This window comes from Actinoallomurus rhizosphaericola (genome assembly GCF_024055675.1).
Lineage (GTDB): Bacteria > Actinomycetota > Actinomycetes > Streptosporangiales > Streptosporangiaceae > Actinoallomurus > Actinoallomurus soli.
In genome coordinates this window covers 82,142-97,982 of the sequence record NZ_JAMXMW010000008.1, presented here as the reverse complement: position 1 = coordinate 97,982, position 15,841 = coordinate 82,142, and the positions used below count along the sequence as shown (strand labels likewise).

Genomic DNA, 15,841 nt, shown 5'->3' with positions numbered 1-15,841 from the left:
CTCACGGCGCGCCGTACAGGTCGAGCAGCCGCATGCGAGTGTTCTGCAGCCGGTCGAGCATGACGGCGGCGAACCGGCGCGTCAGCTCGTATCCCAGGGCCGGGTCCTCGGCGCACATCGCGCGCACCGCCCTGGCGTCCAGGGCGATCGCCCGGACCGGCGCGGCCGCGAGCGCCCCGAACCGCCAGGCGTACGGCGGGAAGAGCCACGACCAGCCGAGCACCGCGCCCCGCCCGAGCGTCTCGACGATCACGGTGCCGCGGCCCGGGATGTGCAGGTCGAGGGTCACCCGGCCGGCCTGGATCAGCCAGAACCGGTCCGCGCTCCGGCCCTCCTCGAACAGGCGGTGCCCGGCGGGGACCTCGACGTACCGCGCCACCGCCGCCAGTCTGTCGACCTGGTCCTGCGGCATTCCCCGGACGAAGGCGTGGCCGGCCAGCGCCGAACGCGGCAGTGCGGTCGTCTGTTCACCCATCGGTGTCCTCCCTCTCCTGCCGGAGCGCGGCGACCTCTTCGGTCAGGTCGATGCCGACCGGGCACCAGACGATGCACCGCCCGCAGCCGACGCATCCCGAAGAGCCGAACTGGTCGTGCCAGGTGCCGAGCTTGTGGGTGAGCCACTGGCGGTAGCGACTCTTGGTCGACGTCCGCACGCTGCCGCCCTGGAGGTGGGAGAAGTCGAGGTCGAAGCAGGAGTCCCAGCGCTGCCAGCGCTCGGCGTGGTCCCCGGTCAGGTCGGTGACGTCCTCGACGGTCGTGCAGTAACAGGTGGGGCAGACCATCGTGCAGTTGCCGCAGGTGAGGCAGCGACGGGCCACGTCGTCCCAGCGGGCGGCCTCCAGGCTGCCGGCCATCAGCTCCCGCAGGCCCTCGGCGGGCATCTCCCGGCCCATCCGGCCGGCCGCCGCGTCCACCTCCGCCCGCGCCCGCGTCTCGGTCACCGGGTCCGCCTCGCGGTGCTCGATCCGCGCCAGCATGTCGGCGCCCGCGTCGCTGCCGACATCGACGAGGAACCGCCCCTCCCCCGCGAACTCGGTCAGCGCCAGGTCGTAGCCGGAGTCGGCGCCCGGCCCCGTGCCCATGGAGACGCAGAAGCACGTCTCTCCCGGCTCGGTGCAGTTGACGACGATGACGAAGACCCCGTCACGGCGCGCGGCGTAGGAGTCGTCGCGGTACCGGTCTGCGGTGAGGACCCGGTCGAGGATCCCGATCGCGCGCAGGTCGCATGGGCGCACCCCGAGGAAGGCGTAGCGCGGCGGCTCCTCCCGTTCCTCGCGGATCTCGAAGCCGTCGTCGGTGCGCCGCGCGTCCCAGAGCTTGACGCGCGGCGGGTGCAGGAACGGCTTCCACGACTGCGGCCCCGCCGAGTGCGCGAACGCGGCGGAGTCCGCCCGGCGCCGGATCCGGTAGCCGCCCGGTTCCAGCGTGACGCCCCAGCCGTACGGGAGGTCGTCGGCCGAGCCCAGCTCGGCGAGGACGATCGCCCGGTCGCGGACCGTCGGGCCGATCACCGTATAACCGGACTCGACCAGCGCGGCGTGCAGTCCGGCCACGCCGTCGAGGATCCAGGCCATGCGTACACCTCCTCGCCGAGGGTCCCCCCGTTCTCTCCTCAGCCTCGCCCCGTGCGCTCGGCGGCGAGTAGGGCCCGAAGTCCCCTCCGGCAGGGTCCCTCGGTCCGGCGGCCGATCGGCCGTGTCTCACGGCTCGACCGGCCGCCGGAACGGGGCGTCAGGCCAGGGTCGTCACGCCAGGCCAGTCACGCCAGGCCCGTCACGAAAGGCCCGTCACGACAGGGTGAAGTCGTCCGCGTAGACGTTGCCCTGGCCGTACCAGCCGTGGACGTAGACCGTCACGTTCCCGGTCGAGCCGGTGGTGAACGGGACGGTCAGCTTCGTCCAGGCGCTGGACGGCGTCCAGGTGCTCGCGGTGGCGTCACCGGAGACCCCGACGTAGGCGTACGGGCCCTGCACCCAGGCCGTCAGGGTGTAGGAGTGGTTCGGCTGGAGCGTCACCGCCTGCTCGCACTGGCCGGTCTGGTCCGAGGTGGGCGTGACCTGAAGGGCGTGGCCGCCGGAGTGGACCGGCGAGGTGACCACCGCGCCGCCGGACCGGCAGCTCCACGGGGTGAGGGAGCCGGACTCGAAGCCGGGGTTGACCAGGCTCGTTCCGCTGCCCGTACCGCCCACGGTGAGGGTGAGGGAGGCGCTGTGGCTCGCCGAGGCGGCGGACCCGGCGACGGTGAGGGTGTACGTGCCGGCCGCGGCGGCCGAGCCGGCGCTGACCGTCAGGGTCGCGGAGCCGCCGGCGGTCACCGAGGACGGGCTGACGGAGGCGGTGACCCCCGAGGGCGCGCCGGTGACGCTGAGCGCGACCGTCTCGGCGGAGCCGGAGGTCACGGCCGTCTTCACGGTCGCCGACGCCGAGCCGCCGGGGTTGACGGCGACCGATGCGGGCGACAGCGACAGGGAGAAGTCGTTGGCGGGCGTACCTCCGCCGCCACCGCTGAACGGCTCGAACGCGTGGCTGAAGAACCAGGTGCTCTGGGAGACGCCGGAGCAGTTGTCCGATCCCTTGGTGCCCGGGCAGCCGCCGTTGTCGCGCTGGAGCGCCCAGAAGGACAGCGTGTTGATGCCCGTGCTCTGCGCCCAGGACTCCACGGTCGCGGCGTCGCCGGTGGTGAACGTCTCGGCGGGCCCGTAGTCGTCGATGCCGATCATCTCGGTGACGCCGATCATGTTCCACAGCTCGGCCGAGCTCTTGCCCGGGTACAGGCCGGCGAGCTGCCCGTGCAGGCCGGTGGCGGCGCTCTTCGTGTCGTTCGCCATCTCGTGGGTGGCACCGTCGTAGTAGTCGAACGTCATGAGGTTGACCACGTCGACGCGGGCGCCGTTGGAGACCGCGTTGCGCAGCACGGCCAGACCGCTGTCGGCCAGGCCGCTGGTGGTCGTGGGCAGCGTGTAGGAGAACTGCACGGTGCGGCCGGTGCTCGCGGCCCAGCTCTCCACCTGCTTGACGGCCTTGTTGCGCCGGTCGATCCCGGCGCTGTTGGTCAGCGAGTTGTCCTCGGTGTCCAGGTCGATCCGGGTGATGCCGTAGGTGGTGATCACCTTCTCGTACACGGCCGCGATCTGGTCGACGTCCGTGCAGCTGTCGGCGATCTCGGTCCCGGTGTCGTCGGCGGTGTAGCCGCCGAACGAGGGGATGACGTCGCCGCCGCCGGACCGGATCGAGGAGATCGCGGACCCGAACGTCGAGGAGGAGATCGGCATGCTGGTGTCGCCGTTCCAGTACGCCGTGCACGAGCCCTTCGTGGCGGCCTGGAGGAAGGCCATGGTGAGGTACTTGTTCCCGGACTGCTGGGCCAGGGTCGCCGGGTCGTCACCGGTCCAGGCCTCGAAATAGGGCGCGAACACGTGCGTGGGGAGGGTGGCGGCGCGGGCCTTGGCCGGTCCGGCGGCGACGAGGGCGAACGCGGCGAGGAGCATGGCGAGGCCGGTGAGGACCGCGCGCGGGGACGTGCATGGTCGCATGAGGGCTCCAGATGGCGGGAGGATCCGCCCGCTCCGCCCTCGTGCGGGCGGAGCGGGCGGGCGGGGAGACGCGTCGGGTGACGGGGGTACTGCACGGATCCGCGTGCGCTCCATGGTCGGACCGGCCAACTTATCTGTCAATGTTCTTAACAATTAAGTCCGCGGCCGGCTCTCCGCCCTCCCTCGGCACGGAGTCGGGTGGCCGCGCGGGCCGCCCGGATCGCCCCAGTAACCGGCCTAGACCACCGACGGCGCACGTCGTCCGCAGTCGATTTTCGGACGCACGTTCGCTCGGTCCGGGCCAGGGCTTAAGGCCATCTCCCCCGGGGACCGACGCCCCTGGCGGGGCGGCCTCCCGCACGACACGCTGCGAACATGAGGACCTGGGCCACGGACGTCGCCGAGACGCATTCGGGGGTCGTCTTCTTCTTCGGAGACCGCGCCTACAAGCTGAAGAAGCCGGTGGACCTCGGCTTCCTCGACTTCTCGACCCGCGAACTGCGCGAACGCGCGTGCCATCGCGAGGTCGACCTCAACCGCCGGTTCGCCCCCGACGTGTATCTGGGCGTCGCCGACGTGAGCATGCCGCCGGGGACGCCTCGCGACCACCTCGTCGTCATGCGCAGGATGCCCGCCGAACGCCGTCTCTCCGACCTGGTCCGGGCGAACGCCCCGCTCGACGACGCGCTACGGACGGTCGCGCGCCTGCTCGCCCGTGCCCACGCCGCCTCACCGCACACCGCCGAGATCTCCGCCGAGGGGAGCCGGGACGCCCTGCGCGCACGGTGGACCGCGAGCTTCGAGCAGGTGCGCCCGTTCCACGGACGCGCCATCGACGCCGCCGACGCGGCAGAGGTGGAACGCCTGACGCTGCGCTTCCTGGAGGGTCGCGAGCCGCTGTTCACCGCCCGGATCCGCGAGGGACGCGTGGTCGACGGGCACGGCGACCTGATGGCCGACGACATCTTCTGTCTCGACGACGGTCCCCGTGTGCTGGACTGCCTCGACTTCGACGACCGCCTGCGGTGGCTCGACGGGCTCGACGACGCCGCGTTCCTCGCCATGGACCTGGAACGTCTCGGCGCGCCGCACCTCGCCGGACGCTTCCTGTCCTGGTACGCCGAGTACGCCGACGATCCGGCCCCGCCGTCGCTGCGGCACCACTACGTGGCCTACCGCGCGTTCGTCCGCGCCAAGGTCGCGTGCGTGCGCTGGAGTCAGGGTGACGCCCGCGCGGCCGAGGACGCCGGCCGGCACGCCGAGATCGCGTTGCGGCACCTGAACGCCGGCGCGGTCGGCCTGATCCTGGTCGGCGGCCTGCCGGGCACCGGCAAGAGCGCCCTCAGCGAGGCCCTCGGCGACCGCCTCGGCCGCACCGTCCTGAACAGCGACCGCGTCCGCAAGGAACTCGCCGAACTGTCCCCCGACACGCCCGCCCGGGCCCCGTACGGCACGGGCCTGTACGACGCCTCCTGGACCCGCCGTACCTACGCCGAACTCCTCAACCGCGCCGCGCGTCTGCTCTCCTACGGCGAATCCGTCATCATCGACGCCTCATGGACGTCCGCGGAGCACCGGGCCGACGCCGCCCGCGTCGCCGCCCGGGCGCACGCGGACCTGTTCCAGGTGCGCTGCGACAGTCCGCTGGCCGGCGAGCGCCTGCTCACCCGGCCACGCGGCGTGTCCGACGCCGACCCCGAGATCGCCGCGCACATGGCCGAGTCGGCCGCCCCGTGGCCGGAGGCCGCCACCATCGACACGTCCGGCCCGGTCGGCGACGCCGCCGAGCGCGCCCTGGCCGCGATCCGGCTCCACGGGCCCGGACCGGCCCTGCACCGGCGCCCGCGCATGTCCCCCGGCTGACCTCGGCCGGCCGGCGTACGTCCCGCCGCGGGACCGCTCAGTCGTCCCCGGATCCGAAGGCCACGGCGGAGATCTGCAGGTACACGCCCTCGGGTTCCGGGACGTACTCGACCTTGGACAGGGCCTGGTCCTGGCCGGCGGACTCCAGGACGACGGTGCCGTACCCCAGCATCCGGCCGATGATCGACCGGTCGACCGTGAGGTCGGTGATCTTCGATAGCGGCATCATGTCGACCTTGCGGGTGAACAGCCCGTGCACGAGCATGACCCGGACCCCGGTCACCGCGAAGAACTCGTCCGACCACTCGTACACCTTGAAGACCAGGCGGCCGAGGACCGCGAACCACAGGGCCCAGATCACCGCCAGCACGGCGCCCTGCGAGACGAGGCCGCTCAGCACGCCCGCCACGATCAGTCCGGCGATGAACTCGGCGATGTACCGCAGCAGCAGGGCGGGATGACGCCGGATGACGACCGCGTCCTCCTCGTGGGGCAGCAGGTACCGGTGCAGGTGGTGCGGATCGACGTTGCGCACCGTCATGAACCTGGGGAGTCGCACGAGCCGGACTCTACGCGGCGGAGGCCCGGGATGTCGCCCATGTCACACTCACACCTCCGCGCTTCCCGCGTCGCGCGTCAACCGCAGTCACAGTCGCAGCAGTCACAGTCACAGTCGCAGCAGTCGCAGTCACAGCACTCGCAACAGCTGCAGCAGTCACAGCAGTCGCAACCGTCGCAGGCCCGGCTGCACCAGCACCGGTCGCCGCAACCGGCGTTGCGGTAGTCGCTCCACGGAGGCCGGTACAGGCCGCAGGTGCAGCCGACCAGCGAACCGGCGAGACACGCCAGGCCGAAGCCGGGGCGGGTGGGCGGTCGCCCGGGGCCGTGCGGTCCGTGTCCCGGCCATGAGGGGGGCGGGAACTGCGGACCCGGGCCGTACGGATGCCGCGGGCCGTGCGAGTCCTGGGGACCACTGGGCCCGTACGCGGCCGGGCCGTACGCGGCGAACGCCCGGTCGACCGAACGGCGGACCTCCCGGCCCAGCAGTGCCCTGACCAGCCGGGGGCGCTCCAGCTCCAGATCCCCCAGGGCCAGGTGCAGGCCCCGAACGGCGTCGTCGCAGTGACGGCGCGCCTCGGCCAGGGACGTGCCGGTCGCCCGGAGCGGGTTGAACGCGCCCGAGGCCCGGTCGGCCTCGTAGTCCTCGACGGCGTCGAGGAGGTGCGCGAGGCGGCCGAAGAAGCGCCCCGCCTCGGCGAGCGTCTCCGCGTTCCGCGGCGTGCCCGCGACCACGGCGGTGTGCGCGAAGGCGACCGCGACCGCGGTCTCCGTCGGCTCGGTCAGCTCCAGCAGGCCGAGCCCGGCGGTCGTCTCCAGGGCCGTCTGGCGGGCCACCGTGTCCCGCAGGACGCCCGGGTCCAGTCCCACGGCGGCGCCGGTCCGGGCGCCCGCGGCGTCCCAGCGGCCGGCCATCCACCCCGCCGTCGCGGCGACGAGCCGCCGGGCGTGGGCGCCGTCGCGGTCGGCGACGTGATCGCGGGTCTTACCGGCGGCGAGCAGCAACGACGTCGCGGCGGCCAGCCTGGCCCCCTCCGCGTGCGACGCGACGACGTCGGCGGTGCGCATGCCGCGCAGCGCGCACGGCCCGGCCGTACGGTGCGGGGAGCGCTCCGGGTTCTACGCCTCCACCAGCACGGAGATCAGCAGCCCGTCGTAGTTGGTGACCAGCCGGGCCGCCTGTCCGTGCTCGTCGCGCAGCGCCAGGCAGAGCCCGCACAGGTGCGCCATCCAGTCCTTGAACAGCGGCGCGCACATGACATGACGGCACGGGCGCACGATCCCGAACATTCCCCGACTCTCCCCTGGACCGAACTCGTGGTGCTTCGCACCGGATCATCTCCCAGACGCCGCCGGGGAGATACCGGTTCCAGCCGGTCCGTCGCCGGGGGTGAGCGCCCGGGCTACGGGGCCGGCACCCAGTTCCCGTGGAAGCCGGCGGGCACGCGCACCGGGAGGTGGACGGCGGCGACGGTCTCCAGGCTGCCCGCGTCGAGCAGCATCAGGTCGGTACGGCCGGCGGCCAGGTCGCCGACGAACCCCATCAGCACGCCGTCGTCCTCGGCCGCGCCGGGCGAGGACGGTTCGAAGACGAACTCACCGGCCTGCCGGCCCGCCCCGAAGGAACGCCGTACGGTCGTGCCGCGCGTCACGTCGTGCTTGAGAATCGTGTCGGACGCCGTGATCCCCTGGCTCAGCGCCAGCGCGTAGCCGTAGCGGTGCCGCCGGCCGATGAGGCGTTCGTCGATCCGGGGGAACTCCTGCGCCTGATCGTCCACCTGCTCCTCACGGACCTTCCCGGCGGTCAGGTCGACGGTCCAGCGGGCCAGGACGGGGGCCCCCTCCGTCGGTCCCCGCAGGTCCCGGTCGAAGACCCTGGCGTGGCGGACCACCTCGAGGACGATCGTGTCGCCGTCGTCGTAGGCGTTCAGCGGATGGAAGACGTAGCACGGCTCCACCTCGAACCACCGGACGTCGCCGGCGTTCCCGGAGCGCGGCATGACGCCGACCCGGGCCGGGTACGCGGGGTTCCACCGGTAGGGCATCCGGTGGCCCGCGCCGCTCCGCCCTCCCGCCGCCGCGACGATCGGGTCGGGGACCCGCACGCGTCCGACCAGCGCGGACATCACCAGCCGGGCGGGGGCGCGCAGGAACCGCGGCACCGAGACCTCGGCGGCCTGCCGCACGTCGAAGGTCACCGGCAGGTCGTAGAACACGACGTGGGACTCGGTGAGCGAGAAGTCGTGCATCATCGGGCTGCCGGTGACGCGGACGTCCACGGTACGGCGCGCGTGCCCGGCGCGGTCGATCACCGAGTACCGCACCTCGTTGCCGCGGCCGAAGAAGTACGACACCGCGTGCAGTTCTCCGGTCTCGGGATCCCGTTTGGGATGGGCGGTGTAGCCGCCGGGCAGCGTCCCGTCGAAGTCGCAGAACCCGACCGTGTCGAGTTCGTCGGTGAGCTCCTGGATGGCGAGGCCCGCCTCGACCAGCGCGAGCGTGCGGCCCGCGTGACCGATCACGTTCGTGTTGGCGCCCGTCCCGTGCAGCGGCGCGCTGCTCCCACCCGGCCGGAAGGCCTCCCCGAGCGCGGCGGCGACCCGGGGGGTACGGATCCAGCGGTTGCGGTACCACTCGGCCCGCCCGTCGCGGATCCGGACGCCGTGCACCATCCCGTCGCCGGTGAACCAGTTGTAGGTCTCCGGGTCGACCTCGGCCACGGGATTCGGCCCGTTGCGCAGGTACCTGCCGTCCAACTGCGCGGGGATCCTCCCGGTCCCAGGCAGATCGGTGACCGTGTGCTCCTGCCTGACGGGGGCGAACCCGCCCTCGAGGAATGGGTTGCTCATGATCCACGCTCTCGTCGATCGCAGGGCATAACACCGTTATTTCTAGGCATAACACCGTTATGGCATGATGACAAGGTGAGCACGCAAGATCCTGCGGCCGAGGCGCACCCGCGCGACCGCCTGCTGTCGGCCGCGCTCCGGCTCCTGGCCGCCGACGGCCCCGAGGCCCTGCAGGCCCGCCGTCTGGCCGCCGAGGTCGGCATGTCGACGATGGCGGTCTACACGCACTTCGGGGGCATGGGCGGGCTGATCACGGAGGTCGTACGGGAGGGCTTCGTCCGGTTCGACCGGTGCCTGGAGGCGGCCCCGCGCAGTGACGACCCGGTCGTGGACCTGCTCGCGCTCGGGCTCGCCTACCGCGACCACGCGCTGGAGAACCCCCAGCTGTACCGGCTGATGTTCGGCGTGATCCCACCCGTCGGCCGGCAGAACGGCAAGGATCTCGTCGCGTCGAGCGTCGGGAACGACCTGCCCGAGGGGCAGACCGCGTTCGGCCGGCTCGTCACCGCCGTGACACGCGTCATGGAGGCGAGCGGCGCCTGCGAGGAGAAGCCGGACGCGGCGGCGGCCCAGATCTGGAGCGCCATCCACGGCTACGTCCTGCTGGAGATAGCGGGCTTCTTCGACGGCGACGACGATCCGGTCGAGTGCCACCTGCTGCCGCTGGGAACGAAACTGGCCGTCGGCCTCGGCGCCGCCCCGGACCACGCGGCCCGCTGCGCCCGCCGGATCGCCGCGAGCCGGCTGAAGCCGTTCACCGAGGCCTGAGCCCGGGCCGTGGCCGGTCTCGTCCGGCCCGCGTACGTCGGCGTATCGGCCCCTCCGCCCGGCTCCCGCGCCCCGCGATGCGTGAGGATGGAGCGAAGAGGCAGGTCATCGCACCCCGGCAGCGCTCGGTCCGGCGCGGAGGTGGGGCATGGGAGAGCCGTCCCGTCCCGGCGAGGATGACCGGCCGGAGGAGTCGTCCCGGCCGGTCGCCCTCGAAGAGACGTTCACCCGGGTCGTCGACGAGGGACGTCGCCGGCTGTCACGACCGTGGCTGCCGCTGGTGGCGACCGGGCTGGTCGGCGGCGTCGACATCGTGACCGGCGTCCTCGCCCTTCTGCTGGTCGAGGACGCCATGACCGGGTCCCCCGGGAAGGAGCTGGTCGCCGGGCTGGCCTTCGCCGTGGGATTCGTCGCCCTGACGATGGCCGGCAGCGAGCTGTTCACCGAGGACTTCCTGATCCCCGTGATGACGGTCGTCGCCCGTCAGGCCACCTACCGCGAACTGATCAGGCTCTGGTCGGTCACGCTGGCGGCCAACCTCGCCGCCGGATGGATCCTGACCTACATCGTCGACATCGGGTTCCCGCGGCTGCACCCCACCGCGGTCGAGGCGGGCGCGCGCTACATCGACCTCGGCATCACCTGGCGCGCCCTGGCGCTCGCGGTCCTCGCCGGGGCGGTCATGACGCTGATGACCTGGATGCAGCACTCCACCACGTCGCCCGGGGTGAAGCTCGCGCCCGCCGTGACGACGGGCTTCCTGCTCGGCGGAGGCGGCCTCAACCACGCCGTGGTCAGCTCGCTGCTGATCTTCGCCGGCCTGCAGGCGGGGCACGCCCCGTACGGCTACGCCGACTGGGCCGGCGCCGCCGCCCTGGCGGCGGCCGGCAACATGGTCGGCGGAATCCTCCTGGTCACGACCCTGCGGCTGGCCCAGGTCCCCCGCAAGCTGGCCGACCACCGCGCCGACTCGGCCGCCGACCACACCGTACGGCCCGAGGAACCCGACGCCTGACGCAGCCCGCGGGCATGCCGGACGGTCCGGCCGTCACCGACCCGGCGACCTCATCTCCTCCTCACGCCGGGTGAGCACCAGGGGGGCGTCCTCGGTGATGGCGATCGTGTGCTCGGAGTGGGCGGTGCGTGAGCCGTCGGCCGACCGGATGGTCCAGCCGTCGTCGTCGTAGATGATCCGGTCGGTCGTACGGGCGAACCACGGTTCGAGTGCGAGGGTCAGCCCCGGCCGGAGCTTCAGGCCGCGTCCTGCGCGGCCCTTGTTGGGAACGTGCAGCTCCTCGTGCATGGTACGGCCGATGCCGTGGCCGCCGAACTCGGTGTTGACCGGATAACCGTGGTCGCGGGCCACCGCCCAGATGGCCGCCGAGATGTCACCCAGGCGGTTGCCCGGACGCGCCACCGCGATCGCCGCCTCCAGCGCCTCCTCGGTGGCGCGGATGAGCCGCAGATCCTCCTCGGCGGCGGTGCCGACCACGATCGTGTACGCCGAATCGGCCGCCCAGCCATCGATGCTGACCGCGAGGTCCGCGCTGAGGACGTCCCCGTCGCGCAGTGTGTAGTCGTGAGGCAGGCCGTGCAGGACGGCGTCGTTGACGGACAGGCAGATGACGTTGCGGAACGGTCCGCTCCCGAAAGACGGCGCGTAGTCCCAGTAGCACGACTCCGCCCCGCGCCGCTTGATCATGCCGCGCGCATGGTGCTCCAGGTCCAGCAGGTTGACGCCCACGTCAGCGAGCCGGCCGACCTCGGAGAGCACCTCGGCGACGAAGCGCCCGGTCACATGCATGCGTGCGATCTCCGCAGGCGTTTTCAGGTCGATCACGAAATACCTCACGTCACAGAGTTGCCGGTATAGTTATACCGGCAACTCTAACGCTTGCAGGTATATAAATACCAGCTCTATCCTGGGGGCATGGTCCGCCAACCGCTCACCCCGGAGCAGATCGAAGCCGGAAGGCGTCTCGGCGCGCTGCTGCGCCACGCGCGAGCGGGACGCGACCTGGCGGAGGTCGCGCACGCGGCCGGCATCTCGCCGGAGACCCTGCGCAAGATCGAGACCGGACGACTGCCGTCCCCCGGATTCGGCACCATCGTCTGCCTCGGCGAGGCACTCAACGTGCCGGTCGAGGAGTTGGCGGCCACCTGGCGCGGCAACGACCTACCGCTGGAAGTCGTCTCGTAGCCGCTGTCCGCAGGCGACTACCGGAAGCGTACGATCACCCGCCCGAGGTTCTCCGGATCGGGCTCGACGGTCTTGTACAGCTTCTTGAGGTGAGGCTGCCGCAGAAGGGCGAGCACGCGGTTCTTCAGCTTCTGAGAGCCTTTGCCGGGGATGATGATCACACGCTCGACGTCCGACTTCGCCGCCCTGAACATCATCGAACGGACGGCCTGGTCGACGTCGCGCTGGCTCTGGAAGATCGGATGGAGGTCGAGCGTGAGCGTCATGGGCTCTCCTTGGACACCGTGACCCGACTGTAGCCGTAGTCCCCGTCCATGCCTACGGCCGAAGGCCCCATCCGGTTCACGTCGGGAAAGATCAGTGGCCGTTCAGGAACCAGCGCAGCCGGCGGGCCTCCTCGCCGCCGATGACGGGCTCGGCCACGTCGATCAGGGCGTCGAGCTCGGACCTGGCCTCCGGTGCCGGCCCCTGGTAGGCGGTCGCGGCACCGGCCCGCGACCAGGCGATCAGGTCGGTGCGAGCCCGGGAGCCCAGCTCGGCGTCGCGGTCGGCCACCAGACGCAGGTCGGCCTGGAGGCGGGTCCAGACGTTCTCCTCTCTCAGGCGCCGATAGGCCGCCAGCCGGACGTGCGGCGGTGAGCCGGGGGCCAGCCACTCCCAGAGCCGGGCGGCCGGCACGGCGTCGGGCTCGGTGCACAGCGCCCTGCCGACCGCGCGGACGACCACGGGGGCGGGGTCCGCGAGCATCGGGGCGATCCGGGTGACGGGTGCGCCCAAACGGCGGACGGCGCGTACCGCCTCCGCGCGCACCCGCGGACTCGGATGCGCGAGGAAGAGCGCCAGCGGTTCGACGTCGTGGACGGTGCCGCACTCACCGAGCCCGGCGACCAGCGTCCGGGCCCGGCCCGCCGACGGATCCGCGGCCAGGGCCGCGCGATACAGCGCCGCGGGGTCACGCCCCTCCCGGCGGGCGGCCCACTGCGCGGTGGCGCGCATCATCGCCGACCGGTCCGCCAGATACGCCGCACCGGCCTCGGGCCGGCCGAGCCGCACCAGGGCCGTGAGCGCCTCGACTCGGACGTTCGCGGCGCCCTCCGTCAGCAACCGCTCCAGTACGTCGAGACGCCGTTCCCGTACGGCGTCGGCCACGAGCCGCTCCGCGCACAGGGCGCGGCAGAGCACATCCCGCTCCCCCAGTGCGGCGCGCATGACCTCCTCGGACCGGGCCCGGCCCGACTCCAGCCACAGCCGGTACGCCCAGCGCCGCAGTCCGCGGTCCCGGTGGGCCCGAGCCGACGCCGACACGTCCTCCGGGGCCGACCGCAGGGCCTCCGCCACGGCCTTCAAGGCATGGGAACCTCGCTCCCACGACCCCATCGCGACCGCGACGCTCGCCGCCGCCAGGAACGCGGCGGTGTCCGCGGTCCGCAACGCCGCCTCCAGAGACCGGCGCGCCCGCTCGCGGACCTGCGGCACCCAGTCGGCGGTGCGCAACACGAGGATGGGCAGCGGCAGCCCGTTCCACGCCGCGCTCGCGACCGCGGCCTCTCTCTGGTGCCCGTCGTCGGAGCAGGCGGCGACGAGCGACGACAGGCGCGCGTCCCTCGGCTGCGAAGCCCGCCCCGTACGGCCGCCGTACCTCATCGCGAGGGTGCGGAACGCCCGGTCCAGCTCGATCCACGTCCTCGCGCCCGCGACCGACAGCATCGCCGTGACCTCGTCCGCGGGCTCGCGACCGGCGGCGGCCTCGGCCACCCGGGCCGCCAGGTGCCCGTGGCCGGGGGCGTGGTACTCGCGGACGACCTGGATGGGACCGGCCAGGTGGGCGTTGAACTCCTCGAGCTCCTCCGCCGGCACCCACAGCTCCCGGATGGTCCGGCCACCGGCCTGCCGGACGGGGTAGCGCCGCGCGAAGCCGGCGTCGACCTCGAACCGCGTCACGAACCCGGCGCCCGAGGCGGGGACGTTCCAGTCCCGGGCGATCTTGATCGCGTACGCCTCGTTCAGCACCGGGTAGAAGATCGGCTGGTCGGGCAGTCGAGGCGGCCACGCCCGCCACCCGGACGCGCGCAGCAACGCCAGCTCGGCCGGCCCGACCGGCCGCCACAACCTGACCGTCGCCCGCTGACCCGTCATCGCTCACCGTCCCTCTTCGCCGACGCCCCAGTGTCACGACGCCCCGCAGCGTTGACCACCGAATATCGGGATTCCGGTCGGCGATCACGGGCAGGTCGGACACCACCGGAGGCACCACGACCGCCCAGGGGCGCGTAGAGCGGTTCCATGGACCGGCTCGTGCGAACGAGGAGTTCCCCCCGGACCCTGGGCGGCTCATGCGGACCGACCACGGGCACGACCTGCCTGAGCAGACCCCGAACCACCTCCGGGATCAGCGGCCGGCCTGGTGACGAGGGCAGCCGGCTTCGTCCCCGGCGCGAACGAGCAGCGGGGGCTACGCCGGCATGGCGATCAAAGGGCGGCGGGTTGCCGTCGCCCGCCCGCCGGGCCGGTCATGCCTGCGTGGCCTCGGGCTCGGGGGCGCCCGTCGGCGTGGACGGGCGGGTCTCCTGCCTGCGTACGGTCGCGCGGTTCAGGGCCCACGTCGCGGCGAAGCCGATGACGAGGGCGGCGAGGACACCGAGGTTGGCGAAGGCCCAGGAGCCGGAACGGCCGCCGAGGCCGAGGGGCTTCAGTAGGTAGCCCTGCCATTTCAGCCAGCTCGCGGCCGTGTTGGTCACCAGCCCCCAGCCGACGGCGGTGGCGGCGAGCAGGATGACCGGGGGCAGCGGCGGAACGTCGCCGTACCGCCCCGCCGGCCGGTAGAGGTCGGCCTCGTCGTAGTCGCGGCGGCGGCGCGCGATGTCGGCGAGCATGATGCCGCACCAGGCGGCGACGGGGACGCCGAGGGTGGTGAGGAAGCCGGTGAACTGGCCGAGGAAGTCGCCGGAGACGAAGACGACGTAGACGGTGCCCAGCATCATGAGCACGCCGTCCACGAGGGCGGCGGCGTAGCGCGGCACGCGCAGGCCGGCCGCCAGCAGCGCCAGACCGGACGAGTAGATGTCGAGGACGGCGCCGCCGACGAGGCCGAGCACCGCGACGGCGGCGAACGGGATCAGGAACCAGGTCGGCAGGATCGTCGTCAGCGCGCCGATCGGGTCGGCGGCGATCGCCTTGCCGAGATCGGCCGAGGACCCGGCGAGGAGCAGGCCGAAGACGAGCAGCACGGCCGGCGCGAGGGAGGCGCCGAAGGTGGTCCAGCCGACGACACCGCCGCCGGAGGTGTTCCGGGGCAGGTAGCGGGAGTAGTCGGCGGCGGCGTTCACCCAGCCGAGGCCGAAGCCCGTCATCATGAAGACCAGGGCGCCGATGACCTCCTGGGTGGAGCCCGCGTGGATGGCGCTGACGGTGTGCCACTCGATCCGGTGCGCGACCAGGAGGATGTACACGACCGTCAGCACGCCGGTGAGGACGGTGATGACCGCCTGCATGCGCATGATCAGGTCGAACCCGATGACGCCGCCGCCGACGATCAGCACCGCGACGACGATCAGCGCGACGACCTTGGTGGTGGTACCGCCGCCCCAGCCAAGACGGCCGAAGACGGTGGCGGTCGCCATCGTCGCCAGGGCGGTCAGGACCGTCTCCCAGCCGACGGTGAGCAGCCAGGAGACGGCCGACGGCAGCCGGTTGCCCCGTACGCCGAAGGCCGCGCGGCTCAGGACCATCGTCGGCACCGACCCGCGCTTGCCCGCGACGGCGATGAGGCCGCACAGGAGAAACGAGAAGACGATCCCGACCAGTCCGGCGAGCAGGGCCTGCCAGAACGAGATGCCGAAGCCGAGGGCGAACGACCCGTAGCTCAGGCCGAGGATCGACACGTTCGCGCCGAACCAGGGGAAGAACAGCTGCCGGGGCCGCCCCTTGCGGTCGGCGTCTCCGATCACGTCGATGCCGTGCGTCTCGATCCGGAGGGTCCGCCCGCTCTCGCCGTCCGCCGAGGCGTCGCCCTGGACACCGCTCATGGGTACCTGCCCGTCCCGAACTGTCTCGTCTGCCCCGCACCGTAG

General features: G+C 72.5%; 12 protein-coding genes and 2 pseudogenes. 4 read left to right on the top strand and 10 right to left on the bottom strand.

Annotated elements, in window-relative coordinates; translation table 11 throughout:
• Position 1: 1 nt before the first annotated feature.
• From NE234_RS19395 to NE234_RS19385, 3 genes are all read right to left on the bottom strand, one after another.
• A complete protein-coding gene (locus NE234_RS19395) occupies positions 2–475 on the bottom strand; it encodes a Crp/Fnr family transcriptional regulator (protein ID WP_252781860.1) in 474 nt (157 codons plus the stop codon).
• Complete coding sequence (locus NE234_RS19390) at positions 468–1,574, bottom strand: 4Fe-4S dicluster domain-containing protein (protein WP_252781859.1); 1,107 nt, start codon at positions 1,572–1,574, stop codon at positions 468–470. The genes NE234_RS19395 and NE234_RS19390 overlap by 8 nt, the downstream gene beginning before the upstream one ends.
• Before the next feature lie 213 nt (positions 1,575–1,787).
• Complete coding sequence (locus NE234_RS19385) at positions 1,788–3,533, bottom strand: carbohydrate binding domain-containing protein (RefSeq protein WP_252781858.1); 1,746 nt, start codon at positions 3,531–3,533, stop codon at positions 1,788–1,790.
• Between the two features lie 375 nt (positions 3,534–3,908).
• Between NE234_RS19385 and NE234_RS19380 the strand changes: the two genes are divergently transcribed.
• Complete coding sequence (locus NE234_RS19380; protein WP_252781857.1) at positions 3,909–5,396, top strand: bifunctional aminoglycoside phosphotransferase/ATP-binding protein; 1,488 nt, start codon at positions 3,909–3,911, stop codon at positions 5,394–5,396.
• Positions 5,397–5,433: 37 nt separating this feature from the next.
• Here the strand turns inward: NE234_RS19380 and NE234_RS19375 are convergent, their stop codons facing one another.
• The 3 genes and pseudogenes from NE234_RS19375 to NE234_RS19365 all read right to left on the bottom strand — a co-directional run bounded on the left by NE234_RS19375 (position 5,434) and on the right by NE234_RS19365 (position 8,803).
• On the bottom strand, positions 5,434–5,955 hold the full coding sequence (locus tag NE234_RS19375) for a PH domain-containing protein (protein WP_406567027.1): 522 nt from the start codon (positions 5,953–5,955) through the stop codon (positions 5,434–5,436).
• Positions 5,956–6,032: 77 nt separating this feature from the next.
• A pseudogene (locus tag NE234_RS19370) lies at positions 6,033–7,244 on the bottom strand (DUF5685 family protein).
• A 113-nt stretch (positions 7,245–7,357) separates the two neighbouring features.
• Positions 7,358–8,803, bottom strand: coding sequence for a carotenoid oxygenase family protein (locus NE234_RS19365; RefSeq protein WP_252781856.1), 1,446 nt, complete (start codon positions 8,801–8,803; stop codon positions 7,358–7,360).
• A gap of 75 nt (positions 8,804–8,878) precedes the next feature.
• Between NE234_RS19365 and NE234_RS19360 the strand changes: the two genes are divergently transcribed.
• Entirely contained in the window at positions 8,879–9,571 is a 693-nt protein-coding gene (locus NE234_RS19360) for a TetR-like C-terminal domain-containing protein (RefSeq protein ID WP_252781855.1), read from the top strand.
• A 148-nt stretch (positions 9,572–9,719) separates the two neighbouring features.
• Positions 9,720–10,586, top strand: a complete 867-nt coding sequence (locus NE234_RS19355) for a formate/nitrite transporter family protein (protein WP_252781854.1) — start codon at positions 9,720–9,722, stop codon at positions 10,584–10,586.
• A gap of 33 nt (positions 10,587–10,619) precedes the next feature.
• Here the strand turns inward: NE234_RS19355 and map are convergent, their stop codons facing one another.
• Entirely contained in the window at positions 10,620–11,411 is a 792-nt protein-coding gene (map, locus tag NE234_RS19350; protein WP_252781853.1) for a type I methionyl aminopeptidase, read from the bottom strand.
• A gap of 90 nt (positions 11,412–11,501) precedes the next feature.
• Between map and NE234_RS19345 the strand changes: the two genes are divergently transcribed.
• Entirely contained in the window at positions 11,502–11,771 is a 270-nt protein-coding gene (locus NE234_RS19345) for a helix-turn-helix domain-containing protein (protein ID WP_252781852.1), read from the top strand.
• Between the two features lie 17 nt (positions 11,772–11,788).
• Here NE234_RS19345 and NE234_RS19340 read toward each other — a convergent pair whose 3' ends face one another.
• The 3 genes and pseudogenes from NE234_RS19340 to NE234_RS19330 form a co-directional block, all read right to left on the bottom strand.
• Positions 11,789–12,037 carry a Smr/MutS family protein gene (locus tag NE234_RS19340; RefSeq protein ID WP_252781851.1) on the bottom strand — a complete coding sequence of 83 codons (249 nt, stop codon included), beginning with the start codon at positions 12,035–12,037 and terminating at the stop codon, positions 11,789–11,791.
• A 1,522-nt stretch (positions 12,038–13,559) separates the two neighbouring features.
• A pseudogene (locus NE234_RS19335) lies at positions 13,560–13,907 on the bottom strand (ADP-ribosylation/crystallin J1); the annotation flags it as partial.
• A gap of 374 nt (positions 13,908–14,281) precedes the next feature.
• A complete protein-coding gene (locus tag NE234_RS19330; protein ID WP_252781850.1) occupies positions 14,282–15,796 on the bottom strand; it encodes a purine-cytosine permease family protein in 1,515 nt (504 codons plus the stop codon).
• Positions 15,797–15,841: the final 45 nt, after the last annotated feature.

Excerpts from the sequence above, each read along its gene's own strand:
- NE234_RS19380 (WP_252781857.1), top strand. The coding sequence starts at position 3,909 with ATGAGGACCTGGGCCACGGACGTCGCCGAGACGCATTCGGGGGTCGTC.
- NE234_RS19355 (WP_252781854.1), top strand. The coding sequence starts at position 9,720 with ATGGGAGAGCCGTCCCGTCCCGGCGAGGATGACCGGCCGGAGGAGTCG.
- NE234_RS19345 (WP_252781852.1), top strand. The coding sequence starts at position 11,502 with ATGGTCCGCCAACCGCTCACCCCGGAGCAGATCGAAGCCGGAAGGCGT.
- NE234_RS19395 (WP_252781860.1), bottom strand. The coding sequence starts at position 475 with ATGGGTGAACAGACGACCGCACTGCCGCGTTCGGCGCTGGCCGGCCAC.
- NE234_RS19330 (WP_252781850.1), bottom strand. The coding sequence starts at position 15,796 with ATGAGCGGTGTCCAGGGCGACGCCTCGGCGGACGGCGAGAGCGGGCGG.
- NE234_RS19340 (WP_252781851.1), bottom strand. The coding sequence starts at position 12,037 with ATGACGCTCACGCTCGACCTCCATCCGATCTTCCAGAGCCAGCGCGAC.
- NE234_RS19365 (WP_252781856.1), bottom strand. The coding sequence starts at position 8,803 with ATGAGCAACCCATTCCTCGAGGGCGGGTTCGCCCCCGTCAGGCAGGAG.
- NE234_RS19390 (WP_252781859.1), bottom strand. The coding sequence starts at position 1,574 with ATGGCCTGGATCCTCGACGGCGTGGCCGGACTGCACGCCGCGCTGGTC.
- NE234_RS19385 (WP_252781858.1), bottom strand. The coding sequence starts at position 3,533 with ATGCGACCATGCACGTCCCCGCGCGCGGTCCTCACCGGCCTCGCCATG.